This is a genomic window from Bacteroidota bacterium (assembly GCA_035506275.1).
GTDB lineage: Bacteria > Bacteroidota > Ignavibacteria > UBA10030 > UBA8401 > JAGVPT01.
In genome coordinates, this window is record DATJPT010000003.1 from 56,016 (window position 1) to 79,660 (window position 23,645).

General features: G+C 50.3%; 22 protein-coding genes and 1 tRNA gene. 22 read left to right on the top strand and 1 reads right to left on the bottom strand.

Translation table 11 applies throughout. The features are described from left to right. The first annotated feature begins 20 nt into the window (after positions 1 to 20). The 4 genes from VMF88_01565 to VMF88_01580 all read left to right on the top strand — a co-directional run bounded on the left by VMF88_01565 (position 21) and on the right by VMF88_01580 (position 2,718). Positions 21 to 821, top strand: a complete 801-nt coding sequence (locus tag VMF88_01565) for a hypothetical protein (protein ID HTY09734.1) — start codon at positions 21 to 23, stop codon at positions 819 to 821. A 64-nt stretch (positions 822 to 885) separates the two neighbouring features. Then, positions 886 to 959, top strand: a tRNA-Ile gene (locus VMF88_01570). A gap of 203 nt (positions 960 to 1,162) precedes the next feature. Next, positions 1,163 to 1,918 (top strand): sigma-70 family RNA polymerase sigma factor, encoded by a 756-nt coding sequence (locus VMF88_01575; GenBank protein HTY09735.1) that lies wholly within the window; start codon positions 1,163 to 1,165, stop codon positions 1,916 to 1,918. A 20-nt stretch (positions 1,919 to 1,938) separates the two neighbouring features. Next, positions 1,939 to 2,718, top strand: coding sequence for a hypothetical protein (locus tag VMF88_01580; GenBank protein ID HTY09736.1), 780 nt, complete (start codon positions 1,939 to 1,941; stop codon positions 2,716 to 2,718). 5 nt (positions 2,719 to 2,723) lie between these two features. Here VMF88_01580 and VMF88_01585 read toward each other — a convergent pair whose 3' ends face one another. After that, complete coding sequence (locus tag VMF88_01585) at positions 2,724 to 5,927, bottom strand: CHAT domain-containing tetratricopeptide repeat protein (protein ID HTY09737.1); 3,204 nt, start codon at positions 5,925 to 5,927, stop codon at positions 2,724 to 2,726. 771 nt (positions 5,928 to 6,698) lie between these two features. On the opposite strand from VMF88_01585, the gene VMF88_01590 reads away from it, so the two are divergent. The 18 genes from VMF88_01590 (at position 6,699) to VMF88_01675 (ending at position 23,619) form a co-directional block, all read left to right on the top strand. Further along, positions 6,699 to 7,646: an ATP-binding cassette domain-containing protein gene (locus tag VMF88_01590; protein ID HTY09738.1), complete on the top strand. Its 948-nt coding sequence runs from the start codon at positions 6,699 to 6,701 to the stop codon at positions 7,644 to 7,646. Positions 7,647 to 7,695: 49 nt separating this feature from the next. Continuing rightward, positions 7,696 to 8,286, top strand: coding sequence for a DUF3052 family protein (locus VMF88_01595; GenBank protein HTY09739.1), 591 nt, complete (start codon positions 7,696 to 7,698; stop codon positions 8,284 to 8,286). 109 nt (positions 8,287 to 8,395) lie between these two features. Next, entirely contained in the window at positions 8,396 to 9,136 is a 741-nt protein-coding gene (locus VMF88_01600) for an ABC transporter permease subunit (GenBank protein ID HTY09740.1), read from the top strand. Positions 9,137 to 9,175: 39 nt separating this feature from the next. Beyond that, positions 9,176 to 10,738: a Gldg family protein gene (locus tag VMF88_01605; protein ID HTY09741.1), complete on the top strand. Its 1,563-nt coding sequence runs from the start codon at positions 9,176 to 9,178 to the stop codon at positions 10,736 to 10,738. Between the two features lie 15 nt (positions 10,739 to 10,753). Then, a complete protein-coding gene (locus VMF88_01610; protein HTY09742.1) occupies positions 10,754 to 11,635 on the top strand; it encodes a DUF4340 domain-containing protein in 882 nt (293 codons plus the stop codon). Positions 11,636 to 11,954: 319 nt separating this feature from the next. Beyond that, positions 11,955 to 12,623: a rubrerythrin family protein gene (locus VMF88_01615; GenBank protein ID HTY09743.1), complete on the top strand. Its 669-nt coding sequence runs from the start codon at positions 11,955 to 11,957 to the stop codon at positions 12,621 to 12,623. Between the two features lie 117 nt (positions 12,624 to 12,740). Next, positions 12,741 to 13,862: a 4Fe-4S dicluster domain-containing protein gene (locus VMF88_01620; protein ID HTY09744.1), complete on the top strand. Its 1,122-nt coding sequence runs from the start codon at positions 12,741 to 12,743 to the stop codon at positions 13,860 to 13,862. A 19-nt stretch (positions 13,863 to 13,881) separates the two neighbouring features. Further along, positions 13,882 to 14,346 (top strand): cyclic nucleotide-binding domain-containing protein, encoded by a 465-nt coding sequence (locus VMF88_01625; GenBank protein HTY09745.1) that lies wholly within the window; start codon positions 13,882 to 13,884, stop codon positions 14,344 to 14,346. Between the two features lie 11 nt (positions 14,347 to 14,357). Further along, positions 14,358 to 15,221 carry an FAD/NAD(P)-binding protein gene (locus VMF88_01630; GenBank protein HTY09746.1) on the top strand — a complete coding sequence of 288 codons (864 nt, stop codon included), beginning with the start codon at positions 14,358 to 14,360 and terminating at the stop codon, positions 15,219 to 15,221. A gap of 1 nt (position 15,222) precedes the next feature. Next, entirely contained in the window at positions 15,223 to 15,996 is a 774-nt protein-coding gene (locus VMF88_01635; protein ID HTY09747.1) for an oxidoreductase, read from the top strand. Continuing rightward, complete coding sequence (locus VMF88_01640) at positions 15,989 to 17,275, top strand: Ni/Fe hydrogenase subunit alpha (GenBank protein ID HTY09748.1); 1,287 nt, start codon at positions 15,989 to 15,991, stop codon at positions 17,273 to 17,275. Before VMF88_01635 ends, VMF88_01640 begins: the two co-directional genes overlap by 8 nt. A 42-nt stretch (positions 17,276 to 17,317) precedes the next feature. After that, positions 17,318 to 17,803, top strand: coding sequence for a hydrogenase maturation protease (locus VMF88_01645; GenBank protein HTY09749.1), 486 nt, complete (start codon positions 17,318 to 17,320; stop codon positions 17,801 to 17,803). A 349-nt stretch (positions 17,804 to 18,152) separates the two neighbouring features. Continuing rightward, on the top strand, positions 18,153 to 18,677 hold the full coding sequence (gene hoxE, locus VMF88_01650; GenBank protein ID HTY09750.1) for a bidirectional hydrogenase complex protein HoxE: 525 nt from the start codon (positions 18,153 to 18,155) through the stop codon (positions 18,675 to 18,677). Further along, complete coding sequence (nuoF, locus tag VMF88_01655) at positions 18,674 to 20,326, top strand: NADH-quinone oxidoreductase subunit NuoF (protein HTY09751.1); 1,653 nt, start codon at positions 18,674 to 18,676, stop codon at positions 20,324 to 20,326. The genes hoxE and nuoF overlap by 4 nt, the downstream gene beginning before the upstream one ends. Before the next feature lie 12 nt (positions 20,327 to 20,338). Next, a complete protein-coding gene (gene hoxU / locus VMF88_01660; GenBank protein HTY09752.1) occupies positions 20,339 to 21,073 on the top strand; it encodes a bidirectional hydrogenase complex protein HoxU in 735 nt (244 codons plus the stop codon). Positions 21,074 to 21,112: 39 nt separating this feature from the next. Then, entirely contained in the window at positions 21,113 to 21,649 is a 537-nt protein-coding gene (locus tag VMF88_01665; protein ID HTY09753.1) for an oxidoreductase, read from the top strand. A gap of 72 nt (positions 21,650 to 21,721) precedes the next feature. Further along, positions 21,722 to 23,149: a Ni/Fe hydrogenase subunit alpha gene (locus VMF88_01670; GenBank protein HTY09754.1), complete on the top strand. Its 1,428-nt coding sequence runs from the start codon at positions 21,722 to 21,724 to the stop codon at positions 23,147 to 23,149. Further along, complete coding sequence (locus tag VMF88_01675) at positions 23,146 to 23,619, top strand: hydrogenase maturation protease (GenBank protein ID HTY09755.1); 474 nt, start codon at positions 23,146 to 23,148, stop codon at positions 23,617 to 23,619. The genes VMF88_01670 and VMF88_01675 overlap by 4 nt, the downstream gene beginning before the upstream one ends. The last annotated feature ends 26 nt before the right edge of the window (positions 23,620 to 23,645 follow it).

Genomic DNA, 23,645 nt, shown 5'->3' on the forward strand with positions numbered 1-23,645 from the left:
CCGAGCCCAAGGTGTTTGAAATGGTCAATGATAAGTGGCTTCTTCACAATTTTTTGAAGGAGCAGCAGCTTCCATCTCCCAAGACGGTCCTGGTTGACACCGGCGGCAGTTACATGAAGTATATATCCGAGATCACATTTCCGGTTATTTTGAAAATGCGCAGGGGAGACAATGCACTGAACATGAAGTCGTATCAAGACTTTGCAACAATTTCTGCGGCTCGAGAGATGCTCCGAGAGCTTGCAGGGGAAGCGATCATGCAGCAATACGTTCCTGGCTCCGATATCGATTGCAGTTTTCTTGCCAGGGACGGAGCGATTCTTTATCATTCGATGCAAACAACGGCCGTGACGAGGAGAGATCCATTTAAAACCGACAGAGTAGTAAAGTTCCTGGATGACGCAATGACTTTACAGACCGTCGGCAAGCTGGTGAAGGACCTGAAGTTCAGCGGCATTGCGCACCTGGACATGAGGATCGAAAGGGGTACCGGTGCAAGGATGGTTGTCGACTTTAACGCCCGGTATTGGGGAAGCGTTTGCGGCTCCGCTGCCGCCGGAATTAATTTTCCGCTCCTAGCATGTTACACAGCATTGGGACGTCCGGTTGCTCTTCCGGCAATGATTCCTATCCACTATATCTGGCCGGCAGAAACGGTCCTCCGCGGTGTGAGGCGTTTTTTCTTCAGGCGCGTTGAAAAATTCCCGTACTCCCGTTCGGCGCTCCGGTTTTATCTCAAGGATCCGCTCGTTTACATCGCTTTGTTGATGAGCCGTCTCAAGAAGCCGAAGTCTCTCATCAAAATGTTCTATCCGCGATGATTGGGATGCGGGCCATTCTTGATATTCGAATCAATTAGTGGTAAATTATTTTCACAATAATCTTGGGCCCTTAGCTCAGTTGGTTAGAGCAGCTGACTCATAATCAGCGGGTCGCAGGTTCAAGTCCTGCAGGGCCCACTTTGGGATTCTCCCCGACTCTCCCCGCTAACGGCCGATATCCGGCCATACCATAATATTGTTTCGTCGCACTGTAAGGAATAGGGGATCACATGTAGTGACAAAAACTCTTAGATCGTCGAGTGGAACATCTCTAGCACTTGAACTTGACGAAATGTTTTGTCAACCCGACAATGGCCGACGTACCTGCGCAAAGATATTGTATGACGGAAAACGAAAAGGATATTGAGCTGCTTCACAAAAACCCCAATGCTCTTGTTTTGAAATATCAAGAGACGGTGAGGATCATCGTGAAGAAGTTTATACTGTCCGGAATCATCTCGCGTGCAGACTTTGAAGATGCCGTTCAGGAAGCCCTTTCAGAAGTTTTGACGAAAATTCCAACGATGCAGAAGCAGTACAACGGAATGTCTCTCTTCAAGACCTATTTTTCCGTTATTGTTCGCAATAGCTGCATGAGGGAGTTTGCGAAAGCTAGAAGAAAAAATATCGTGCATCAGGCGGAAATTCCCGACGATGGTAAGACCGATACTGTAGATAAGAAGATTTCTCTCGAAGAGGAGATCCGTCGATTCAAGACAGTTCTTACTCTTTACTACAAACAGCGCCCCAAGTTGTTACTGTGCTTGAAGCTTCACTATAGGATTCCATTGAACGCCGAAGATATTCGCCGATGGTATCCGGATTGCAGCTCTTCGGACCACGCCAAGCTCATAGAGAATTTCGGATCCAATTTCGATGCGAAAGACTACGCGGAAATTTTTAGGATCATCACGCCGATCATGAACAGGCGCGAAAACAAAAATAATTCGCCCGATGCCGTAAGGAAATGGATCGATTCGAAGATTGATGAGATCATTGATCTCATGAATGGAGTTTGCAAGAGAAGTAATTACGACGACGAAACATTAAAAACGCTCGTCGATGACTTCTTTTCTCCATTTTTGCTTGATGAATGATATATATAGTACAAGCGCCATTGGTTGAGAACATCCCAGGAATAGAGATGACGGGGAAGAAGTACCTTTTTGACAGCCGGTCCCATTTAAGTGAGGAAGCCCTTGCGATGTATGTCGATGCGCTGGAGGCAGGGGAAGTTTATTCGTTGCCAGGTGGGATTCTCGAGCATGTAGAAGAATGCAAAGAATGCAAGCTGGACATTGTTGAGGTGGCATGGCTTGCGGGACCGGCCGCCGTCACTCCTGTAAGCCCGCAACTAAGGATAGTCAAAAAGGGCGCGGCAGTTGGTTTCCGCTTCTCAATAATCTATCGGATTGCCGCAGTGGTTCTGATCGGAGCCGGTGTCGGAATACTAGCAAATCATTTTGTATCGACAAAGAGTGAAAACGCCTTGCCGACAGATCTGGGGGCAGTTGAACGCGCTCATGCGCCTGAAGTACCCAAAAATTCGCCGGAGCGTAACGGAGGACCTGAAGAACATAAGAACCTTGCCGACAGTTTCTCGCCGTCACCGAATCTCGATAATCTTGTGAATGCATCCCTTCGGTCGGAATCGCCGCTTGTGCTATCACCCGCAAACAATGCAATCGTCGGCAGGGAAATCCTCTTTAAATGGAGGATTGTTCCCCCTGGATCAACGAGGCTGACAATCGTTTCAAATAGCGAAAGGGTTTTGAGAATTATCACGCTGCAGAGGTCGGCCTATCGTCTATCGCATAACTTCCCACCGGGACTATACTATTGGAAACTTGAACGTCGGGGGGAATTACAGCATGTCGGCAAATTTATCGTCCGGTGATGCGTCTAATCTCCAACGAGGATAAACCCACTCCACTTTGTCGGAAAGGCCGTTGTTCTGTCCGCGATCAATCGGAGCTTTGATTTTCTTAATGCCGAAGTGAACGTTTCTCCATCGAGCACATGATTATAAAAATCTCTCATGAGCTTGTTGGTCGGTCTGTCGTAGACCTTCCACAAAGAGAAGATGACGTTGCGCGCCCCCGAATAAAAAAATCCGCGCGTCATTGCCATCATTCCCTCCCCCTTAACTAATTTTCCGAGTCCGCTCTCGCAACTGCTCAGGACGACCAGGTCCGCTTTTAAGTTCAAATTATACGTCTCGCTTGCGTATAGTACCCCGTCTTCGATCGCCGGTGTTCGTTGTGTTTGTGAGAAGAGAAGCATGGAAAGTTGGGGATGCTCTTCATTGATATAGCCATGCGTCGCGATATGAATGCACGAATACTTGCCGACGTTCGATTTGAAATTCTCCTCGGTGGCGCCGTTGTACAGGAAGCTCAATCCAAGCAGTCCTGTTTTTTGAAAATCCTGAGCAACAGCGGAGACCTCCTGGGCCGAATATTTAAGCTCGTTGAATTTTTTGCCGTCGACGGTGATGGACCGATAGGCCGATTTGTCTTTTTCGAATTCTCGTAAAGTATTGGATGAAAACACCCCGTTACTGTCGCTGTCCCGGAACACGGGGGCAAAACCGACGAAACTCTGCTGTCCGACCGTCAGCGCTTTTTGTCTGATATGATTTACGTAGAACGAAGACGAATACGAATAGGAAATCTCGTAATTATTGAGGAGGTAGTGTATTTTTGTAAAATCAATTGATCCTTTTGCATTAGCGTATGAATTGGCGATGAGCGCTTCAAAAGGGATGTAATACAAAACGCCGTCCGGAATAATGATCAACCGTTTCTTCCCGACAATAGCCTTTTTGATCGGTTGAATGAGAGAATTGTACAACTTGGAGCCGTTTTGAACGTACGCAAGCTCTTCAACCGTTTTTATCGAACGGTAAAAGCTTGATACGAGACTGTTGAAAGCTGGCGGGAGGGCGATGGAAAATAGTTTGCATGAAGTCTTTGTGATTACAAAGACCGCAAGATCCTTCTGTGTGAGACAATATTCAACAATTGCGGTTTGATCGTCGATCGCGTTTTGTGTTTCGTCAATTGATACGATATGGTTCTCATACTTCAGATCATAATATTTAGGATAATTATTTTCAAGAAACCTATACAGGTTTTCTTCTTCATTATTGCAAGCAAAGCATTGGTCTTGCAGGAACATGATTTTTGCCGTGTCAATAGACCCCCTTTTTTCCTCCTCCTTCTGAAGTTGAGTCGTGTTAAAGGCGAGCCTGACTTTCAAAGATCTTTCTGCCTGGATAATTGAGTCGGGAACACCGGCAAATCGCTTTGCTTCGGAATCTAACAGGCCATCCAATAAAACGTTGGCCTTGCTGTTCTCAGCAAAATGAAAAGCAGATTCTTTCAATGTCCGCTCTTTTGTCAAACCAGACAATGTGAGGCACAGCCGGATTGCGTTTTGATACATTAAATAGCTCTGTTCTTGAAGAAAGAGCTTCGAGTTCTCCGTCGCGATTGTTTTCCTCATAGCATCCAGAAGACCGGAAATGTATTCATAGGTTGCAAGGGCCGAGCGGAGATCGCGGGCGTCGTGAGATTTTTGCTTATAGAGTTGTTCAAAAGCCAAAGATTTCGATGTGAGGATTCCAATAAGATCTCTACTGTTTGGAAATGTGATTATTGATGGGTTGGCGTATACGGAGGAGTCAGTGAATCCAGGTACGAGTATGCTCAAGGATTGCTGATAATATCTAAGTGCAGTAGAAGGTTGTTTCAGGGATTCGTAGACATCACCGATTCCTTTTAGTACTGCGGCTTTATTGGGTCGATTCGGCTCCGGCAATTTATTGTGGAGGTACAAGGCCCTATTGTAATAAGCCAGGGCTTGTCCAAAATTCCTTGTTGCTGAAAATACCGAACCAATTTCCGAATAGAGGTTCGCGATGTCGTTCCGGTCATTCGAGTCCTTAAGTTGAGAACGCAGCTTAAGAGCTTTATTGAAATTTCTCAGCGAAAGAGAATATTGATGCCGTTTCTTGTAGATATTGGCCAGAATTTCGTACGTATAGGCAAGTTCCGGATGATTTTTGCCGGATACCCTTTGGTGAATGGACAATGCTTTTTTAGAAAATGCCAACGCATGATCTAGGTCGTTTTTTTCCGCATATGCATGGCTCAATTGCCGGAGATCGATGGCAATGAATAAGTGGTTATCGCCAACATATTGCTTGTTCAATGAAATTGCCTTTTCATAGTAATCGATAGCCTTCTCTAAATCTCCCTCCGCTTCAGAAATTAGACCAAGCCTCGAGTAGCAGGATGCCAAAAACAAATTGTCGCAGCCAAAGAGCTTTCTGTAAATCTTGATAGCTGCATTGAGAAAATTAGCGGAACGTTCGATGTCTCCCTTTTCATAATAAGTCGATCCGAGATACACGTCGCAATCAGCAAGAATGGACATATATTTTCTTTCTCCACAGTTTACGATGTCATACGCTTGTAAAAAATAATCAAGAGCTGCATCAAAATTGCTTTGGAGAAAAAGCGCATATCCCATTCCCAACAAAGTAAGGCAACGATTAAAATTGTCGCTGCTATCGTTTAATCTATAGATGCTCAATGCCTTAGAAAAGAGATCGAGAGCACTGTTGAAATCACCTTTTCTGATACTTGCGCTTCCGAGCAGATAATCACTGTCCGCTATGCGACGATCGCGGGAATCCAATCTTTTTTCACGTATTCTTTTTCCATCTTCAATATTGTGAACCGCTAATTCTAATTCGTCTTTATAAATATTTAATAAACCGAGTAAGCTAAGCGTAGAAGCATTCTCAATATTATCGCTCCCCAAATTACGCATACTTACACTTTGCGCAAGGCGTAACACCGCTGCCATTGAGTCAAAATTAGCTTTTCTTGATAGGCAATCGGCCATCATATTCAAGCAATGAACGTATCTCTCCCATCTCTTTGCCACCAGAAAAATATCGCCGGCTCTTTGGAGATCCCCTAATGCACTATCATATTCCGCATTGAGATGACAATCCATTGCATGCTTCAGAATAATTTCTGCTTGTACGGTGTCACATCCGGTCTGGGCATAGCTATAGAGAGGAAAGGCTAACATTCCAATAAGAATGTACAAATGCATCCGAAAGGTGGGTAGAAGACTCATCGTTCAGGCAAGTGATTACTACGAGGGGATTATGCCTAATGCTGTTTGTTATAGCAACATTGACTCGCTATCAAAATTGAGGCTCATGATAAGAATAATAGAAGACAAAAGGACGGATTTTCATCCCCCTGACTCCTTTGGTCACATTCCCCAATCAATTGCGCAAGCCGCAGCCGCTCTCCCCCAGTGGCAGACGACTTGCACAATTTTTCGTCCAGGTCGTTCCTGAGTTGGTCCCGAGCGCTTCTGTCTCCCCACTTGGAACGCACCGTCCGCTGATTGGGTTGTTTTATTTACCTATATATATCCGTTGACAGGCAATTCTGGAGATTCCTTTTGAAAATATTTTGCCTTTTTTAAAATAACGGCGCCATAACAAAATGAGCGCTTAGCAAAGATATTGTTGCTTTGCTCCTAAAAGCAGCGGCCTCTCATGTGGATAAGAACTTACTTGATGTCGATCCGACGAGCGAACAGCCACAAAAATGCCCGATAGTTTTTTGTTCCTTTACACTTCACCCATCATTGCGCCAGCCAAAATATTGACTGAAATTTGTTTTTTTATTATTTTTGTTCCCGTCTCATCAGTAGGAAGAATTTATGCCATGGAACAAAGTACTCTGACGTTTCGTCCAAACTGATTGAAGCAAAGTGGCATGCTGTTTATTTCGTTCCTGACGCTATCGCCTCTTTTTCTGGAAATATTATTTAGATAGAGAACTAATGTCCATTACTGTCCGCAACCTGACAAAATTATACGGCGAAGAAAAAGCAATCGACGATATCTCGTTCGATGTGAAGACGGGAGAAATTCTTGGATTCCTCGGACCAAACGGCGCCGGCAAAACAACGACGATGAAGATCATTACGTGCTATATGCCCCCCAGCGCTGGAACGGTCACCGTCGACGATCTTGATGTGGCCAGCCGGTCGCTCGAAGTCCGCCGCAAGATCGGATATTTGCCCGAATTGAATCCGCTCTATCTCGACATGAACGTCCTGGAATACCTGGAATATTCCGCCCAACTCCACAAAATGACCAAGCCGCAAATCCGCCAGCGGATGCGCGAGATGGTGGATGTGTGCGGGTTGTCGGACGTGCGGCATAAAGATATCGGCGAATTGTCGAAAGGTTACCGGCAACGTGTCGGGCTGGCGCAGGCGATGATCCACGATCCCGAAGTCCTCATTCTGGATGAACCGACGAGCGGACTCGACCCGAACCAGATCGTCGAAATACGGAACCTCATCAGGAAGCTCGGCAGCGCGAAAACGGTGATCCTCTCCACGCATATTCTCTCCGAAGTCCAGGCGACGTGCGATAGAGTGATTATCATCAACGATGGAAAAATTGTCGCAGACGGAACTCCGGACCATCTGCAAAATGAGTTTCGCGGTTCGGATATTATTTCGTTGGAACTCAAAGCCGATGTCGCCAACGGTATGACGGATATTTTCCCCAAGATTAAAGCTCTTCCGAATGTCGAAAATGTCCAGTATCAGAATCCGTCGCCCGGCCTGCACCGTCTTATTATCAACGCTGCCAAAGGGTCGGATATTCGCGAAGCGCTTTTCCGCCAAGCGGTGAGCGAGAAATGGCTTTTGTTGGAAATTCACAGGGAGGCGACAAGCCTGGAAGAAGTTTTCCATAAGTTGACGACTGTTAACTGATCACCGTTTTTCATCGTGGCTGATTGTGGGATCGGAAATAAACTGCTCTATGAAATATGAAGGGAAAGTCTTCAAGGGGAAAGCTCTCCTTGAAACCAATGAGCTCATCTTCCGCGGTGATCACCGGCTTACGATTCCCTTCAAGAAAATGAAATCCGTCGACGCAGACGAGAGTGAGTTGACGGTGGTCTTCGACGGCGGTACGGCTTCCTTCACTATCGAGAAAAGGGCCGAGCAATGGCAGGATAAAATTTTACACCCGAAAAGCGTCCTGGATAAACTCGGGGTCAAAGAGGACTCGCTGGTAAGCGTGAAAGGGATAACCGATAAGGATTTTTTGAATCAATTGACCTCGCGGGCAAAGAGCGTTTCTGTCAAAGATCTTCGAGAAGATTCGGACATTATTTTTTATGCGGCGGATAATAAAAAGGATTTAGAGAAGCTGAATGATCTGAAACGTCACCTCAAAAGCAACGGAGCGCTATGGATTGTCTCCCTTAAGGGTAAGCGGGCGAAGATCAAAGATACCGACGTCATGTCAGCAGGGAAAAAAGCGGGTTTGGTTGACGTTAAAGTTGTTTCATTCTCGGAGACACAGACGGCGTTGAAGTTTGTTGTTCCAGTGGACGGAAGGAAGTAGTGGTAAACGATAATCAGGAGAGATCAAAGAATTCATTCGAAGATGGTGAAGACTGATACCCAAAACTTCACATCGATGGTAAAACTTAATTATCCCTTATGCTTAAGCCATGAACTTCGACCTCAAAAAGTTTCTTGATAATTACTCGAATGTCGGTCCGATCTTTCGGAAGGAATTGCGTTCGTATTTTAATTCGGCAGTAGCGTATGTTGTGATCGTCGTTTTTCTGGCAATTGTCGGATGGTTCTTCACCAGCAATCTCTTCCTGATGAACGTTGCATCGATGCGGATGATGTTCGAAGTCGTGCCGGCGGTTTTTCTCTTTATCATTCCTGCGGTCACGATGCGGCTGCTGTCGGAAGAAAAAAAGAACGGCACGATCGAACTTCTGACGACAAAGCCGCTTTCTGATACGGAGATCGTCCTCGGTAAATTTTTGGCGGCATGGGCGCTGGTGGGGATCGCACTTCTGCCGACCCTTCTCTACTATATAACGATCGCGTTCCTTGGCAGCATCGATAACGGCCCCGTGGTCGGCGGATATTTCGGGTTGATGATGATGGCTGGAGTGTACGTCGCTATCGGATTATTCGCTTCAAGTTTGACGGATAATCAAGTAGTGGCATTCATCCTCGGGTTTATCTTTGTGTTCGCGATCTATATGCTGGATAAGGTGTTGTTCTATGTGCCCGAGTGGATGACGACCACCGTCGAATTTCTCGGCATCGATTTCCATCTTTCCAATATCGCGCGTGGAGTTATCGACACGCGGGACATTATTTATTTCTTCTCGATGCTCGGTTTCACGCTCTTGCTTTCTGTCGGGTCGCTCCAGCGGAGAAATTGGTGATGAAATTGAACATGACTTTTGAAACGGTAGAATACTAGAATGAACGCAAAACGAAATCAGGCAATCATCCGGGTGCTGCTCGTGCTCGGCATCCTCGTTGTTGTGAACGTCATCTCGGTCCGCCTTTTCGACCGCCTCGACCTTACCAAGCAAAAGGTCTATACGCTTTCGGATGCAAGCAAGAAGCTTGTCCGCTCGTTCGACGACCGGGTGACCGTGCGCGCCTACTTTACGGAAGACCTTCCCGCGCCATACAACAACAACCGGCGCGAAGTTCTCGACATTCTCAATGAATACAAGGCGTATGCCGGAGGCAACCTTCAGTACGAGTTCATCAATCCCGAAGGAGAAAAGGGGGAGCAGGAAGCTCAGCAGCAGGGGATTCCTCCAGTCGATGTGCAGGTGGTCAAAGAAGACAAGTTTGAGGTCAAGCGGGCATATCTTGGGCTGGTGATGATGTACGAAGATAAGAAGGAAACGCTCCCTGTCATTCAAAATCTCGGCTCGCTGGAGTACGATATCAGCAGCGCCCTGAAGCGTCTGACCACGAGGCAGAAAAAGAAGATCGGTTATACGCTCGGGCACGATGAGGCCGATTTGTCCACGATGAAGGAGGCATATCAAGCTCTTTCTTCTCAATATGAATTGACGCCGGTGAACTTGACCGGCGGGGCGAGCGTGCCGTCCGACCTTGCCGCACTGCTTGTCATTGCACCGCAAAAAAAATTCAATGATTCATCGAAGTATCAGATAGACCAGTATCTGATGCGCGGCGGAAAAATTGCATTCCTGCTGAATGAGGAAAGCGCATCCCTCCAGTCGCAATATGCGCAGCCGCTCGAGTTGAACCTCGACGACCAGCTTGCTCAGTATGGCACGCGGGTGAATGCCGACCTGGTTCGGGATGCGCAGTGTGCGAGTGTGAACGTCGTGCAGCAGCAGGCCGGATTCACGATGCAGAGCCAGGTTCCATTTCCGTACATGCCGATGGCTTCAGCCTTCAACAAGGACAACCTGGTCGTCAAAGACCTGCAGAACGTGATCTTTTATTTTGCCAGCTCGATCGACACCACCCTCGCGGGGAGCAAAGGATTGAAACAACAGGTTCTCGTCAGCTCGTCAAAGCGCAGCGGCCGTCAGTCCGGATTTATCATGATCGACGCATTCCACCGTTACACTGCGAACGAACTTGCCGAGTCCGGTATTCCGCTGGCCGTCGCTGTGGAGGGCTCGTTTAAGAGTTTCTATGCGGGGAAACAAATGCCGGGGCTGATCGGCTCCGCGTCGCCCCTCGCAGCGAGCCCCGAGACTAGAATGATCGTGGTCGGAGACGGCGATTTCATGAAGGACGATTTCGCGCGCAATCCGGGGAACATGACGTTTTTCGTCAACATGGTCGATTATCTGGCGGACGATGCCGGGCTCATCACTATTCGCTCGAAAAATGTTGCGATGCCTCCTCTGGATCAGATCTCCGACGGCACGAAGAAGCTGCTCAAATACGGGGACCTTCTTCTTCCGCCGATCGCCGTGATCGGCTTCGGACTCCTCCGGTGGCGGGCCAGGACGGCAAAGAAGAAAGCGATCGAAGCCTCACTGTAATTCACTGAGAGTGAAATGAAAAAGAATATCTACGTTCTTGTCGGTATCTTCGCAGCCCTTATTGTCGTTGCGTATTATTTGATGAATCGTCCTGGAGAGAGCGATGTCGCGGCGGGCAATTCCCAGTTTCTTCTGAACATCGATTCTCTCGCGGTCGATAGGATTGAAATCACATCGGCGAACGGGAAAGTTGCTCTCGAGAAAAAGGGGGGAGAATGGTTCCTCATTGAACCGGTGGCGTACAGAGCCAATCAATCGAACGTCACGGCGCTCATCCATCAGGCAAAAAATCTTGCTGTAAAAGAAATTGTCTCAAGCAACCCGGACAAGCGCTCGATATTTCAGGTCGACTCGACCGGAACGATCGTGAAGATCTTTCAGAACGGCCTGCAACATTCGGCCTTCGTTGTCGGCAAGCCAACGCAAAGCTATTCAGAAACATATGTACGAAAAGCCGAATCGAACGACGTCGTTGTCGTTGCAGGAGCGCTTGCATTCATATTCAGCAAAGCCGCAAAAGATTGGCGGGATAAAACCGTGTTGGCCATCCCCAAGGAAAACATCAAAGCAATTTCGTACCAGTATGCCGCAGAGTCCTTTTCTCTTGCTTTGCACGACAGCATATGGATGATCGGCAGCGCGCAGCCGAAAGCAGCGGAAGTGAATTCGCTCCTTTCATCGCTATCCAACCTCCAGGCTGACGACTTCGTCGATTCAGCGTTCTCCACGATGCCGAAAATAACCGCAACGGTTTCAGTGGGCGATCTGCAGCTGCGCTTCTCTGAAATGAAGGACAAGGATCAGTATATGGTGCAATCCTCCGCTTCTCCACAGTGGTTTGAACTCCAGGGATGGCACGCGAAACAGATCCTGAAGCACAAAAAGGATTTGATGTAAATAAATAGTTCCCCTAAAATCCACTGGCCCTGATTGGCGACGCCAACCAGGGCTTATTATTTTTTCCAGAACTAATAAATACAGACATCTCTTTTGAATAATTGAGAAAGAAGGGCAAGAAGGACCCCCATTATCAGCGTTTTTCCTGATTTTTTATGGAATGAAGGTTGAGTACCTGCTAGTTGACATAAGGCTTTTAATGAATGGATGCGCTTTTTTCTCCGTCCATTAAAAACACTTTTGAAGGCATGCCTCCCGGCATGTTTCTTCTGACTCGTCAGAGAATTTTCAGAAGCTCTTCATCTAAGGAGGGTTCAAAGTGAAAATCAACAGATCATTCCTGCGAAGAATCCGCACAAGTTTATTCAGCTCCACCCTTACCGTTCTCACGCTCACCGCGGCGTTCCCGTTGCTTCTCACCGACTGTAAAAAAAATGATGCAAAGGGACAGAAGCCGGAAATCACGATCCAGAATCTCCAGACCGCCTACAGCCGCGAATCACGGATCAGCCGAGAGTACGCCCTGTTCGCAAAGAACGCTGAAAAATCGCGTTACAGCGCGATCGCGAACCTCTACAAAGCCGCCGCGCGCGCCGAACAGATCCATGCGGAGATGGCTGCGACACTTCTTCGGAGCAAAGGCATTCCAGTTTCTCCGTACGTTGCGGATTCGATCACGGTCGGCACCGTGATGCAGACGCTTCGTCTTGCCCTCAGCGACGAATCTCTCGAAACAGAATCAATGTATCCCAGCCTCGCGCGAACGGCGGATGCTGAAAAATTCCCGGAAGCAGCAGAGTCATTCCGGCGCGCACTCCTCGCCGACAAACAGCACGGAGCCCTTTTTAAGTATGCAGCCGACCGGAGCGGATATATCGATCGGATTCAGTACTATGTTTGCCCCTGTTGCGGTTACATCATAACATCGGACACAACGAAAGAATGTCCGGACTGTCATGAGAAAAGGGAGAAGTTCGAAAAAATTTAAGACGGCAAGAGGGCGATGACTTTCCATCGCCCGATGGGGATGGCGGTATCCTTTCCACGGTCGATGCTTCATTGTTTGACAAACAGATCGTTTGTCTCCTACTGAAAGCACATTCCTATGGTCATCATTCAACGTAAAGATTTCGACTCTTTCATCGACGCTCTCGTAGAGCGGAACTATGACGTAGTAGGGCCGCGGGTGAGCGACGGAGCGATCGTGGTCGGCGAGATCCGTTCCGCCGCCGAGCTTCCTGAAGGCTGGACAGACCTCCGGGAGAACTCACGGTATCGGTTAGCGCATCAGGCCGACAAAGCGCTGTTCGGCTATACCGTCGGTCCGCAGTCGTGGAAGAAATTTCTTTTTCCTCCCGCCACAAAGGTCCTGACGGCAGTAAGAAAAGGAAAAGCGCTTGAAATGAACCCGGACGAAACGAAGGAAGTTGCACCGCGCTATGCCTTTCTGGGCGTGCGGCCGTGCGAATTGAGCGCCATCATGATCCAGGACAAAGTGTTTTTGAATCAACAGTTTGCCGACCCGGCTTACAGCGTCCGTCGCAAAAATGTTTTCATTGTGGCGGTCAATTGTACGAAAGGCGCCGGAACCTGTTTTTGCGTTTCGATGAACACCGGTCCGGCCGCAACCGGCGGATACGACGTTGTGCTCACGGAAGTTGTCGCGGAGGGAGTACATTATTTTGCAGCAGATGCCGGGAGTGAAAAAGGGAGCGAACTCCTCAAGCAGATTCCCCAGAAAAAGGCTGACGCTCATGAGGTCCACACCGTTGAAACTTTGCTCTCGGCCGCGCAGGAAACCATGGGCCGGACGATGAATACCGAGGGGTTGAAAGAACTCCTCGCCGACAATCTTGAGAGCGCTCATTGGGATGACGTTGCGCGCCGCTGTCTGATGTGCGCGAACTGCACTATGGTATGCCCGACCTGCTTCTGCTCGGCGATCGATGATGTCACGGACCTCAGCGGAGAACGGGCCGAACGGTGGAGACGGTGGGATTCCTGCTTCACGATGGATTTCGCAAAAGTGACCGGCGGAAACTTTCGGTTCTCCCCGAAAGCGCGATATCGCCAATGGATTACTCACAAACTCTCTTCATGGGTTGACCAGTTTGGAACATTGGGGTGTGTCGGATGCGGACGCTGTATCACATGGTGTCCGGTCGGCATTGATATCACCGCCGAGGTACAGGCGATCCGAAACAACGGCGTCAAAAGTGACACATAGGCTCTTGCAGGAGGAAGATATGCAAAAAGAAAATCTCGGTGAGGTGCTCAGGAAACATCCCTTCGTGGGAAACCTTGGCGAAAAATATCTCCAGACGCTGGTCGGATGCGCAAAGAACGTGCACTATAAGGAAGGGGAGTATCTTTGCCATGAGGGGGAGGCAGCGGATTGGTTTTTCTTGATTCGGAGCGGGAGAATTGCGCTTGAAATTCATGCCGGACATAAAGGAAAGAGAAGGGTTCAGACAATCGGCCCCGGCGAAGTTCTCGGTTGGTCATGGCTGATCTCCCCTTACCGCTGGCATTTCGACGGCTGCGCGGTTGCCGAGGTCGGAGCGCTCGCGCTCGACGGGAAATGTCTCCGTACCAAATGCGACAAGGACCATGATTTTGGTTATGAGATGCTCAAGCGTCTCTCCGATGTTTTCCAAAGCCGTATGGAGGCAACGCGCCTTCAATTGCTCGACGTCTACGGCTCACGCTAAGGAGGAGTCCAATGAGTCAACCCTATAGTGCTGAAGTCGACGTCCTAGCCGACCCCATGCTTCCGGAACTCCAGATCATTCGGAGAATTGTCTGGGAAACAGACGATACATTTACTCTTCAGCTCGAGAATCTGAATCACGGCGCCAGGAAGTTCTTGTTCTTGCCCGGACAGTTCAATATGCTGTACGTTTTCGGAATTGGCGAGTCAGCGATCTCCATCAGCTCGGATCCGTCCAAAACGAATATGCTGTCCCACACGATCCACCGCGTTGGAACGGTGACGAACGCGCTCGCTTCGATGAAGCGAGGCGATATCATCGGATTGCGCGGACCGTTCGGCAGCAATTGGCCGATTGAAACTGCCAACGGCCTGGACGTCTGCATTGTAGCGGGGGGAATAGGGCTCGCGCCGCTTCGCCCCGTCCTGTATTCGCTTTTTCGAAGGCGACGAGATTATGGCAGAGTGCTGCTCTTATATGGCGCACGGAGTCCCCTCGACCTGCTCTACAGGGTCGAACTTGAACAATGGAGCAAACAGTACGACGTTGAGGTGCTGGTGACGGTCGACAGGAGCGATTCCACATGGAAGGGATACATCGGCGTTGTGCCGAACCTTTTCTCGTACATCAAGCTTGATGCGCGCGCGACGTTGGCAATGGTCTGCGGCCCGGAAGTGATGATGGAATACACCATCGCCGAGATCCTGCGCCGAGGGGTTCCCCCAGAGCAAATTTATCTATCGATGGAACGCAATATGAAATGTGCCGTCGGTTTCTGCGGTCATTGCCAGTACGGGCCAAAATTCATCTGCAAGGACGGTCCGGTCTTCGGGCTCCCCCAGATCAGCGGATTCTTCGGCAAAAAGGAGATCTAAGATGAATCCCCGCAAACCCAAAGTCGCGGTCTATAAATTTGCTTCGTGCGATGGATGTCAGCTTTCGCTCCTGGATGCGGAGGAGGAGCTCCTGGCCGTCGCCGGTGCGATCGATATTTCGTATTTCCCCGAAGCGAGCCGAAAGATGGTGCGCGGTCCGTACGACATCGGCGTTGTGGAAGGGAGCATAACGACGCCGCACGACGTTGAGCGCATCCGTGCGGTCAGAAAGGAATGCCGTACGCTTATCACAATAGGCGCGTGTGCAACCGCGGGGGGGATTCAGGCACTCCGCAACTGGAAAGATGTCAAAGAGTTCACGCGTATCGTGTACGCGAACCCGGAGTACATCTCCACGCTCGACCGTTCTCTCCCGGTCGGTTCCTTTGTCCATGTCGATTTCGAGCTGCGCGGATGTCCGATCAACAAGTTTCAGTTGATCGAAGTGGTGGTCGCTTTTCTTCATAAGCGGAAACCGAACGTTCCCACCCACAGCGTGTGCGTCGAGTGTAAACTGAAAGGAAATGTGTGCGTGATGGTTGCCGAGGGAACGCCGTGTCTCGGGTCCGTGACGCAGGTAGGCTGCGGTGCGTTGTGCCCGTCGTACCATCGCGGGTGCTACGGATGCTTTGGCCCAATGGACAGTGCAAATACACAGTCCCTCAGCAGGCATTTCATTGAATCGGGTTCGACGGACGTGGACATCAAGCTTGCATTCCGAAGCTTCAACGCGTATGCGGAAGCTTTCCGAAGGGAGAGTGACGCTCATGAATGATAAAACGATCAAGGTCGATTATCTTGCCCGGGTCGAAGGTGAAGGTTCAGTATTTGTGAAAATCAAGAACAACGAAGTTGCGGATGTAAAGTTCAAAGTCTTCGAGCCGCCGCGGTTCTTCGAGGCATTTTTGCGGGGCCGGAATTTTTCAGAAGCCCCGGATATCACCGCCCGTATTTGCGGCATCTGTCCGGTTGCCTATCAAATGAGCTCGGTCCATGCAATGGAGAACGCGTTCGGCACTTGTGTGGACGGGCAGCTTCGGTCGCTCCGCCGGCTCCTCTATTGCGGCGAGTGGATCGAGAGTCATGTCCTCCATGCGTATATGCTTCATGCGCCGGATTTCCTGGGATATCAGGACGTTCTGGAATTAGCAAAGGACCATTCCGCCGTCGTTCAGAAGGCGTTGAAGATGAAAAAGATCGGCAACGACCTTGTCGCGTTGCTCGGCGGCAGAGAGATCCATCCGATCAATGTCCGTGTCGGGGGATTCTACCGCGTTCCGGCCAAAAAAGAACTGCTTCCGATAGCCGAAAAATTGAAATGGCTGCGCGATGCGGCGGTAGAGATGGTCCGCTGGAGCGCGACGCTTCGATTTCCGGAGTTCGAGCGGGAGTATGAGTTCGTCGCGCTCTCTCACCCGGATGAATATCCGTTCAACGAAGGGCGCCTCGTCTCAACCAACGGAGTGGATATCAATGTGAAGGAATACGAATTCTATTTTCGTGAAGAGCACCTTCCGTACTCAAATGCCTTACAATCGGTGTTGAAGGAGCGCGAATCCTACCAGGTTGGTCCCTTGGCCCGGTTCAACATAAATTTTGAGAAGCTATCGCCGATCGCAAGAGAACTCGCGCGTGAAATTCATTTTGTCCCTATAGTCCGCAACCCGTTCAAGAGCATTGTTGCACGTTCGATTGAAACGCTCTATGCCAGCGAGGAAGCGCTGCGTATTATCGACGAATACGAACAGCCGGAGAAACCCGCAGTGGAAGTCCAGCCCCGGCAGGGACTCGGTTTCGGCTGCACCGAAGCTCCGCGCGGCATCTTATACCATCGCTACCGGATCGGGGAAAATGGGGTGATCACGGACGCCAAAATCGTCCCCCCAACATCACAGAATCAGCGCTCGATAGAGCTTGACCTCAGGCATGTGGTTCTCGAAAACATCGCCATGCCGAAAGAACAACTTACCTGGCTCTGCGAACAGAGCGTACGCAACTACGATCCCTGCATTTCTTGCGCTACGCACATCGTCAAATTAGATTTTGAACCGTGAGTCCCGTTACACGGCGTCCCATTTATTACTGTGAATTACATCGTGAACGCATCAACGTTGATCATTGGTATTGGGAATGAATTCCGCTCCGACGACTGTGCCGGTGTTGCCGTTGCGCGGGTCTTGCGTCAAATGCATCTTCCCGGCGTTAACGTCATCGAGCAATCGGGGGAGGGGACAGTATTGATGGAAGCCATGACCGGGGCAGACGCTGTGTACCTGGTGGACGCCGTTTCATCCGGCGCTCGGGCGGGAACAGTACATCGGATCCACGCCCACAGTGAACCGTTTCCTAGATCTTTTCATTGTTATTCTACTCATGCCTTCGGTGTCGCTCAGGCAGTCAACCTTGCACGAACGATGAATATTCTGCCGGCAAGATTTATTTTCATCGGAATTGAAGGGAAGAATTTCGAGCAGGGGGAACATTTGTCGAGTGAAACTTCATCAGCAATTCAAAAAGTGACTGCACTTCTGTCGAGCGAAATACTCTCACTCGCAAACAACAATTCAGAACTGATGCTTTAAGCATTCATTGCGGAAACAAGAGAGGGGATGTTTGTATTTGAACGATTGTATATTAATTCAATGTTGAGAATTTATTCATTGAAATTGATATACCTTTTCGCAGAAAAAGAGTACTAAACTCTCAGAAGTAAGAAATGTCTTCCTCTTGTTGTTAGGATTTTCAGCTTTGGTCAATTTTTTTTGGTATGATGCTTGCACTCCTTTATGTAGTTTATGAATCAGTTTCCGCTGCGTTTTTATGTGGCATAGGTTAGAGGGCCAGAAAAGTTCTTCTTCTCATGCTTTGTTGACGTTACGTTTCACTCCCGCGGAAGACAGTACTTCGTAACACAAACTCTTAGTTAATTTCATGTCTCAACAACCCACAACTACAAAAGGCGGACATCCAAGCGGCGACAATCGTTTCAAGCTGCTTGACCGCGCAATCACGAAAAATCAATCACGCGGGGACGCACTCATCGAAGTGCTCCACGCGGCGCAGGGAATTTTTGGATTTCTTGAAAACGATCTTCTCGTTTATATCGCCCGCTCGCTGAAGCTTCCCCTTAGCACCGTGTATGGCGTTGCGACGTTTTATCATTTCTTCAGATTGAAGCCGAAAGGGGAGCACACGGTCGTCCTATGCATGGGCACGGCGTGTTATGTGAAAGGCGCTTCAGGAATTCAGAAATCAATAGAAGAGCACTGCAAGTGCAAGTTCGGCGAGACGACGGCGGACAACAAAATTTCCCTCATTCAGGCGCGCTGCGTCGGTTCGTGCGGTTTGGCTCCCGTGGCAGTCATCGACGACAACGTTGCGGGAAAGCTGACGGGTGAACATGCGTTGCAGCGGATTAAACAATGGCAGTCGGAACCGGAGGAGGTGACCGCATGACGGTTGAAGAACTGCGGGAACTCGCAGAAAAAGAAAAGACGCGTCAACAGGAACACAAGAATCGGATCCTGTATTGCTCTGCGGCAGGGTGCAATTCGTGCGGCGCGGATGCGACGAAGGCGGCGCTTGCCAGATCGCTCAAAGAGAACGGACTCGACGGCAGCTGTGAAGTCCTCGGCACCGGCTGCATGGGGTTGTGCGGCGAAGGCCCTTTGGTGAAGCTTCAGAGCGACGATACTCTCTATCAAAAAGTGGATGAAGGAGCGGCAAAGAAAATTGTCGAAGAGCACTTGCTTCACGGGGCGAAAGTCAAAGAAAATCTCGTCGACACCACCGCGCCGTTTTTTTCATCCCAGCAAAAGATCGTTCTTGAAAACTGCGGCAAGATCAATGCCGAAAGCATTGAGGAATACATCGCTGTCGGCGGCTATGAAGCGCTGGCAAAGGTCCTGACGGAACTCCAACCGATCGAAGTGATCGAAGAGGTCCGAAAAAGCGGATTGCGTGGAAGAGGGGGTGCCGGCTATCCGACTGGCTTGAAATGGGGCATCGTCCACAAGGCAAAGAGCGAACAAAAATACGTGATCTGCAATGCCGATGAAGGAGACCCCGGAGCGTTCATGGACCGGAGCGTTCTTGAAGGAGATCCGCACAGGATTCTCGAAGGGATGGCAATTGCCGGCTACGCTATCGGCGCGAATCAGGGTTTCATCTACATTCGCGCGGAATATCCCCTCGCCATCGAACGATTGAAGCTCGCCATTAAACAGGCGGAGCGCCAGGGCTTGCTCGGCAACAGAATTTTTGAATCGCAGTTCAATTTTAGGATCGACCTGCGCATCGGCGCCGGAGCTTTCGTTTGCGGCGAAGAGACGGCGCTCCTTCGCTCTATAGAAGGACGCCGCGGACGGCCGAGACCGCGTCCGCCGTACCCATCGGAAAAAGGCCTGTGGGGAATGCCCACGCTCATCAATAACGTCGAGACGTACGCCAACATAGCTCCGATCATCAACCGCGGTAACGCCTGGTTCGCTTCGATCGGAACTCCAAAAAGTGCCGGCACGAAAGTCTTCGCGCTCGCCGGGAATATCAAAAATACCGGCCTCATCGAAGTGCCGATGGGTATCCCGCTCCGCAAAGTCATTTTCGACATCGGCGGAGGGACGCTGGACGGCACGGAGTTCAAGGCGGCGCAAACCGGCGGCCCGTCGGGAGGCTGTATCCCGAAGGAGCATTTGGACCTTCCGGTCGATTACGAATCCCTTGCGACGGTCGGATCGATCATGGGGAGCGGGGGAATGATCGTAATGGACTCGACGTCGAACATGGTCGATGTCGCGAAGTATTTTATGGAATTCTGCAAAGATGAATCGTGCGGCAAGTGCATTCCCTGCCGAGTAGGAACGGTACACATCCACGGCCTGCTCGACAAGATTTCCAGAGGAGAAGCGACGAAAGACGACCTTGCGCTTCTTGAGGAGCTCTGCGTTACCGTGATGAAGACGAGCCTTTGCGGCTTGGGGCAAAGCGCGCCGAATCCGGTCAGGTCCACGCTTCGCTATTTCCGGCAGGAATATGAACAGCTTCTTTCCAAACCGGTCGACTATGTTCCATCGGCGGACGGAAGAACTACAGACAATCATTTGTAACAGGAATTTTTCATGGCAATTATCACATTAACAATCGACGGCGAACAGTTAAGCGCGAACGATAATGACACGATACTTACCATCGCCCGTCAGCACAAGATTCACATTCCGACGCTCTGCCATCTCGACGGGCTTTCCGATGTGGGCGCCTGCCGGCTCTGCCTCGTCGAAATAGAAGGCTCGCCGAAGCTTTTTCCCGCGTGCACCACAAAGCCGCAGGAAGGAATGATCGTCCGGACGAACACGGAGCAACTGCAAAAGTACCGCCGCACGATCATCGAACTCCTCGCTTCGGAAGGGAACCATCAATGCTCCGTCTGTGTCGTGAACGGCAATTGCGAATTGCAAAACCTCGCCTACGAAACGGGGCTGACATACGTGCGGTTTCCGTATCTCTATCCTCAAAAGACGCTCGACGCCTCGCACAAAGATTTCGTCATGGACCGCAACCGCTGCGTCCTTTGTACGCGGTGCGTGCGAGTCTGTCATGAAGTGGAAGGGGCCCATGTGTGGGATATTGCATACCGCGGAGTCAATTGCGAGATCGTTGCCGGATTGAATCAGCCGTGGGGCAATGTCGAGGCCTGCACATCGTGCGGAAAATGCGTGCTCGTCTGCCCGACCGGAGCCTTGTTTGAAAAAGGGTCGTCGGTGTCCGAGATGAAAAAGGACAGGAACTTCCTCAAATATATCGTCACGGCCCGGCAGAAAAAAGAGTGGATCAACGTCGAAAGCGACGACGAGTAAGAACAATTCGAAAGCAACAAAGAACAATTGGAACTCTCTATGAAACCAAAAGTAGCAACGGTGTGGCTCGGCGGATGTTCCGGATGTCACATGTCCTTTCTCGACCTCGATGAACGGCTCATCGAGCTCGCCGACAAAATCGAGCTGGTCTATTCGCCCATCGCGGATGTCAAGGAGTTTCCAAAGGATGTCGATGTGACACTTGTGGAAGGGGCTCTGGCCAACGTCGAACACGAAGAATTTGCGAAGCTCATTCGGCGGAATTCAAAGTGCGTGGTGGCGTTCGGCGATTGTGCTGTGACGGGCAATGTGACCGCGATGCGGAACCAATGCGATGTGAACAAGGTCCTCGATCGAGCGTATGTGGAACTGGCCGACGTGAACCCGCAGGTTCCCCGTGAATACCAGACGATCGCAGAGTTGATGGCGAAGGCTCGCCCTGTGCACGAATTGATCAAGGTCGATGCGTTTCTCCATGGATGCCCGCCGACGGCGGACCAAATTTGGTTTGCTATCAACGAGCTCCTTCAGGGGAGGATGCCCGCGTTCGCCCCTGTCTACTTGCGGTACGGTTGAGAGCATTGTTGGTCACGACACAATTTAGAGATTGTTCGAACAAAAACGACGGTAAAAGGCTAAACGAAAAGTATGTCTCAGACTATCACGATATCCCCGGTAACACGGATTGAAGGGCACGCGAAAATAACAATTCATCTCGACGGACAGGGGACGGTCGAAGATGCCCGGTTCCACGTGAACGAGTTTCGCGGCTTCGAAAAATTTTGTGAGGGGAGATTGATGTCGGAAATGGCCGGCATCACATCGCGGATCTGCGGGATCTGCCCGACCAGCCATCTCATCACTTCGGCAAAAGCTGGCGACGACATTCTGGCGATCGAGATTCCCGAGACCGCCGAGAAACTTCGACGGCTGATCACCCTCGCACAGTGGATGCAGTCGCACGCGCTCAGTTTCTTCCACCTCTCTTCACCGGACTTCTTGCTCGGGTTCGATTCGGAACCGGCGAAGCGCAATGTCTTCGGGTTGATGGAAAATCATAAGGAGATAGCGAAACGTGGGATACGCCTGCGGAAGTTCGGGCAGGAGATCATTGAGGTCCTGGGTGGGAGGAAAATACACACGCCGTGGGCGGTGGCCGGCGGCGTGCGGGAGCCGTTTGAATCCTCGAAAAAGGATTATCTGCTCAACTGGATTCCGGAAGCGAAAGAGACTGCGCTGCTGGCGCTCAGCGAGCTGAAGAAGATCCACTCAAAGTTCAAAAAAGACATCCCGAATTTCGGCAACTTCCATTCGTTGTTCGTCGGACTTGTAGGTAAGGATGGAGCGCTGGAGTATTATGACGGGCAGCTGCGGGTCATGGATGCGGCGGGAAATGCGATAGCCGACAAGATCGATCCGCGTAAATACCGTGAACATTTCGGCGAAGCTTCGGAACAATGGTCCTACTTGAAATTCCCGTATTACAAACCGCTCGGTTATCCGGAAGGAATGTACCGCGTCGGACCGCTTGCCCGTGTGAATATCTGCGACTATATCGACACGCCGCTCGCCGAGGCCGAAAGAGTGCTGTTCAAAGCGATCGCCGGCGAGGCCGGAGCCGTGAATAATTCTTTTTATTTTCACTATGCCCGCTTGATCGAGCTTCTCTTCAGCGTCGAAAAAACGGAAATGCTCCTCAAGGACCCAGCGATCCTCGGAACGCATATTCGTTCGAAAGCAGAAATCAACAGGAGTGAGGGCGTCGGCGCCAGCGAAGCTCCGCGCGGGACCCTCTTCCATCATTACTGGGTGAATGACGACGGCGTGATTCAGAAAGTGAATCTCGTTATCGCGACCGCACAAAATAATCTCGCGATGAACCGGACCGTCCGTCAGCTGGCGATGAGGTACGTCGACGGGAAAAAGGTCACCGAAGGAATTCTGAACCGCATCGAGGCAGGCATCCGGTGCTACGACCCGTGCCTTTCTTGTTCTACCCATGCGATCGGTCACATGCCCCTCCAGGTTCAGCTTGTGGACGCAGACAATCGCGTCATTGACGAAGTGCTCAGGTGAAAAAGACTCTTGTCATAGGATACGGCAATACGCTCCGTTCCGATGACGGCGTCGGAGTCTGGATCGCGGAACGCCTCGCGGCTCTCCGTCTTCCCGATGTGGATGTAAAGACCTTTCACCAGCTTTATCCTGACCTCGCGGCGGACATGCCTCCGTACAAGACGGTCATTTTTGTTGATGCATCGGCTGACGGCGAGCCGACCGCCGTTCGCAAGGCGATCTCACCCTCCGATCAATGGCCGTCATCAAATCACAACATCAGCCCCGAACTGCTTCAGCAACTCGCGTGGACGATGTACGACGCGGTCGTTAATTTGCAGGTCTATACTGTACGCGGCGAGAACTTTGAATTCGGATCCGCTCTATCTCCGGCAGTCGAAAAACGCGCGGCAGATACGGTAATTCTAATTGCATCGCAAATTCAGCAAACCCGCTTGGGGGCAGTGGGCGCCGGATTCTTCCTCAACTAACACCATCCTTCGCTTTCCCTTATCTG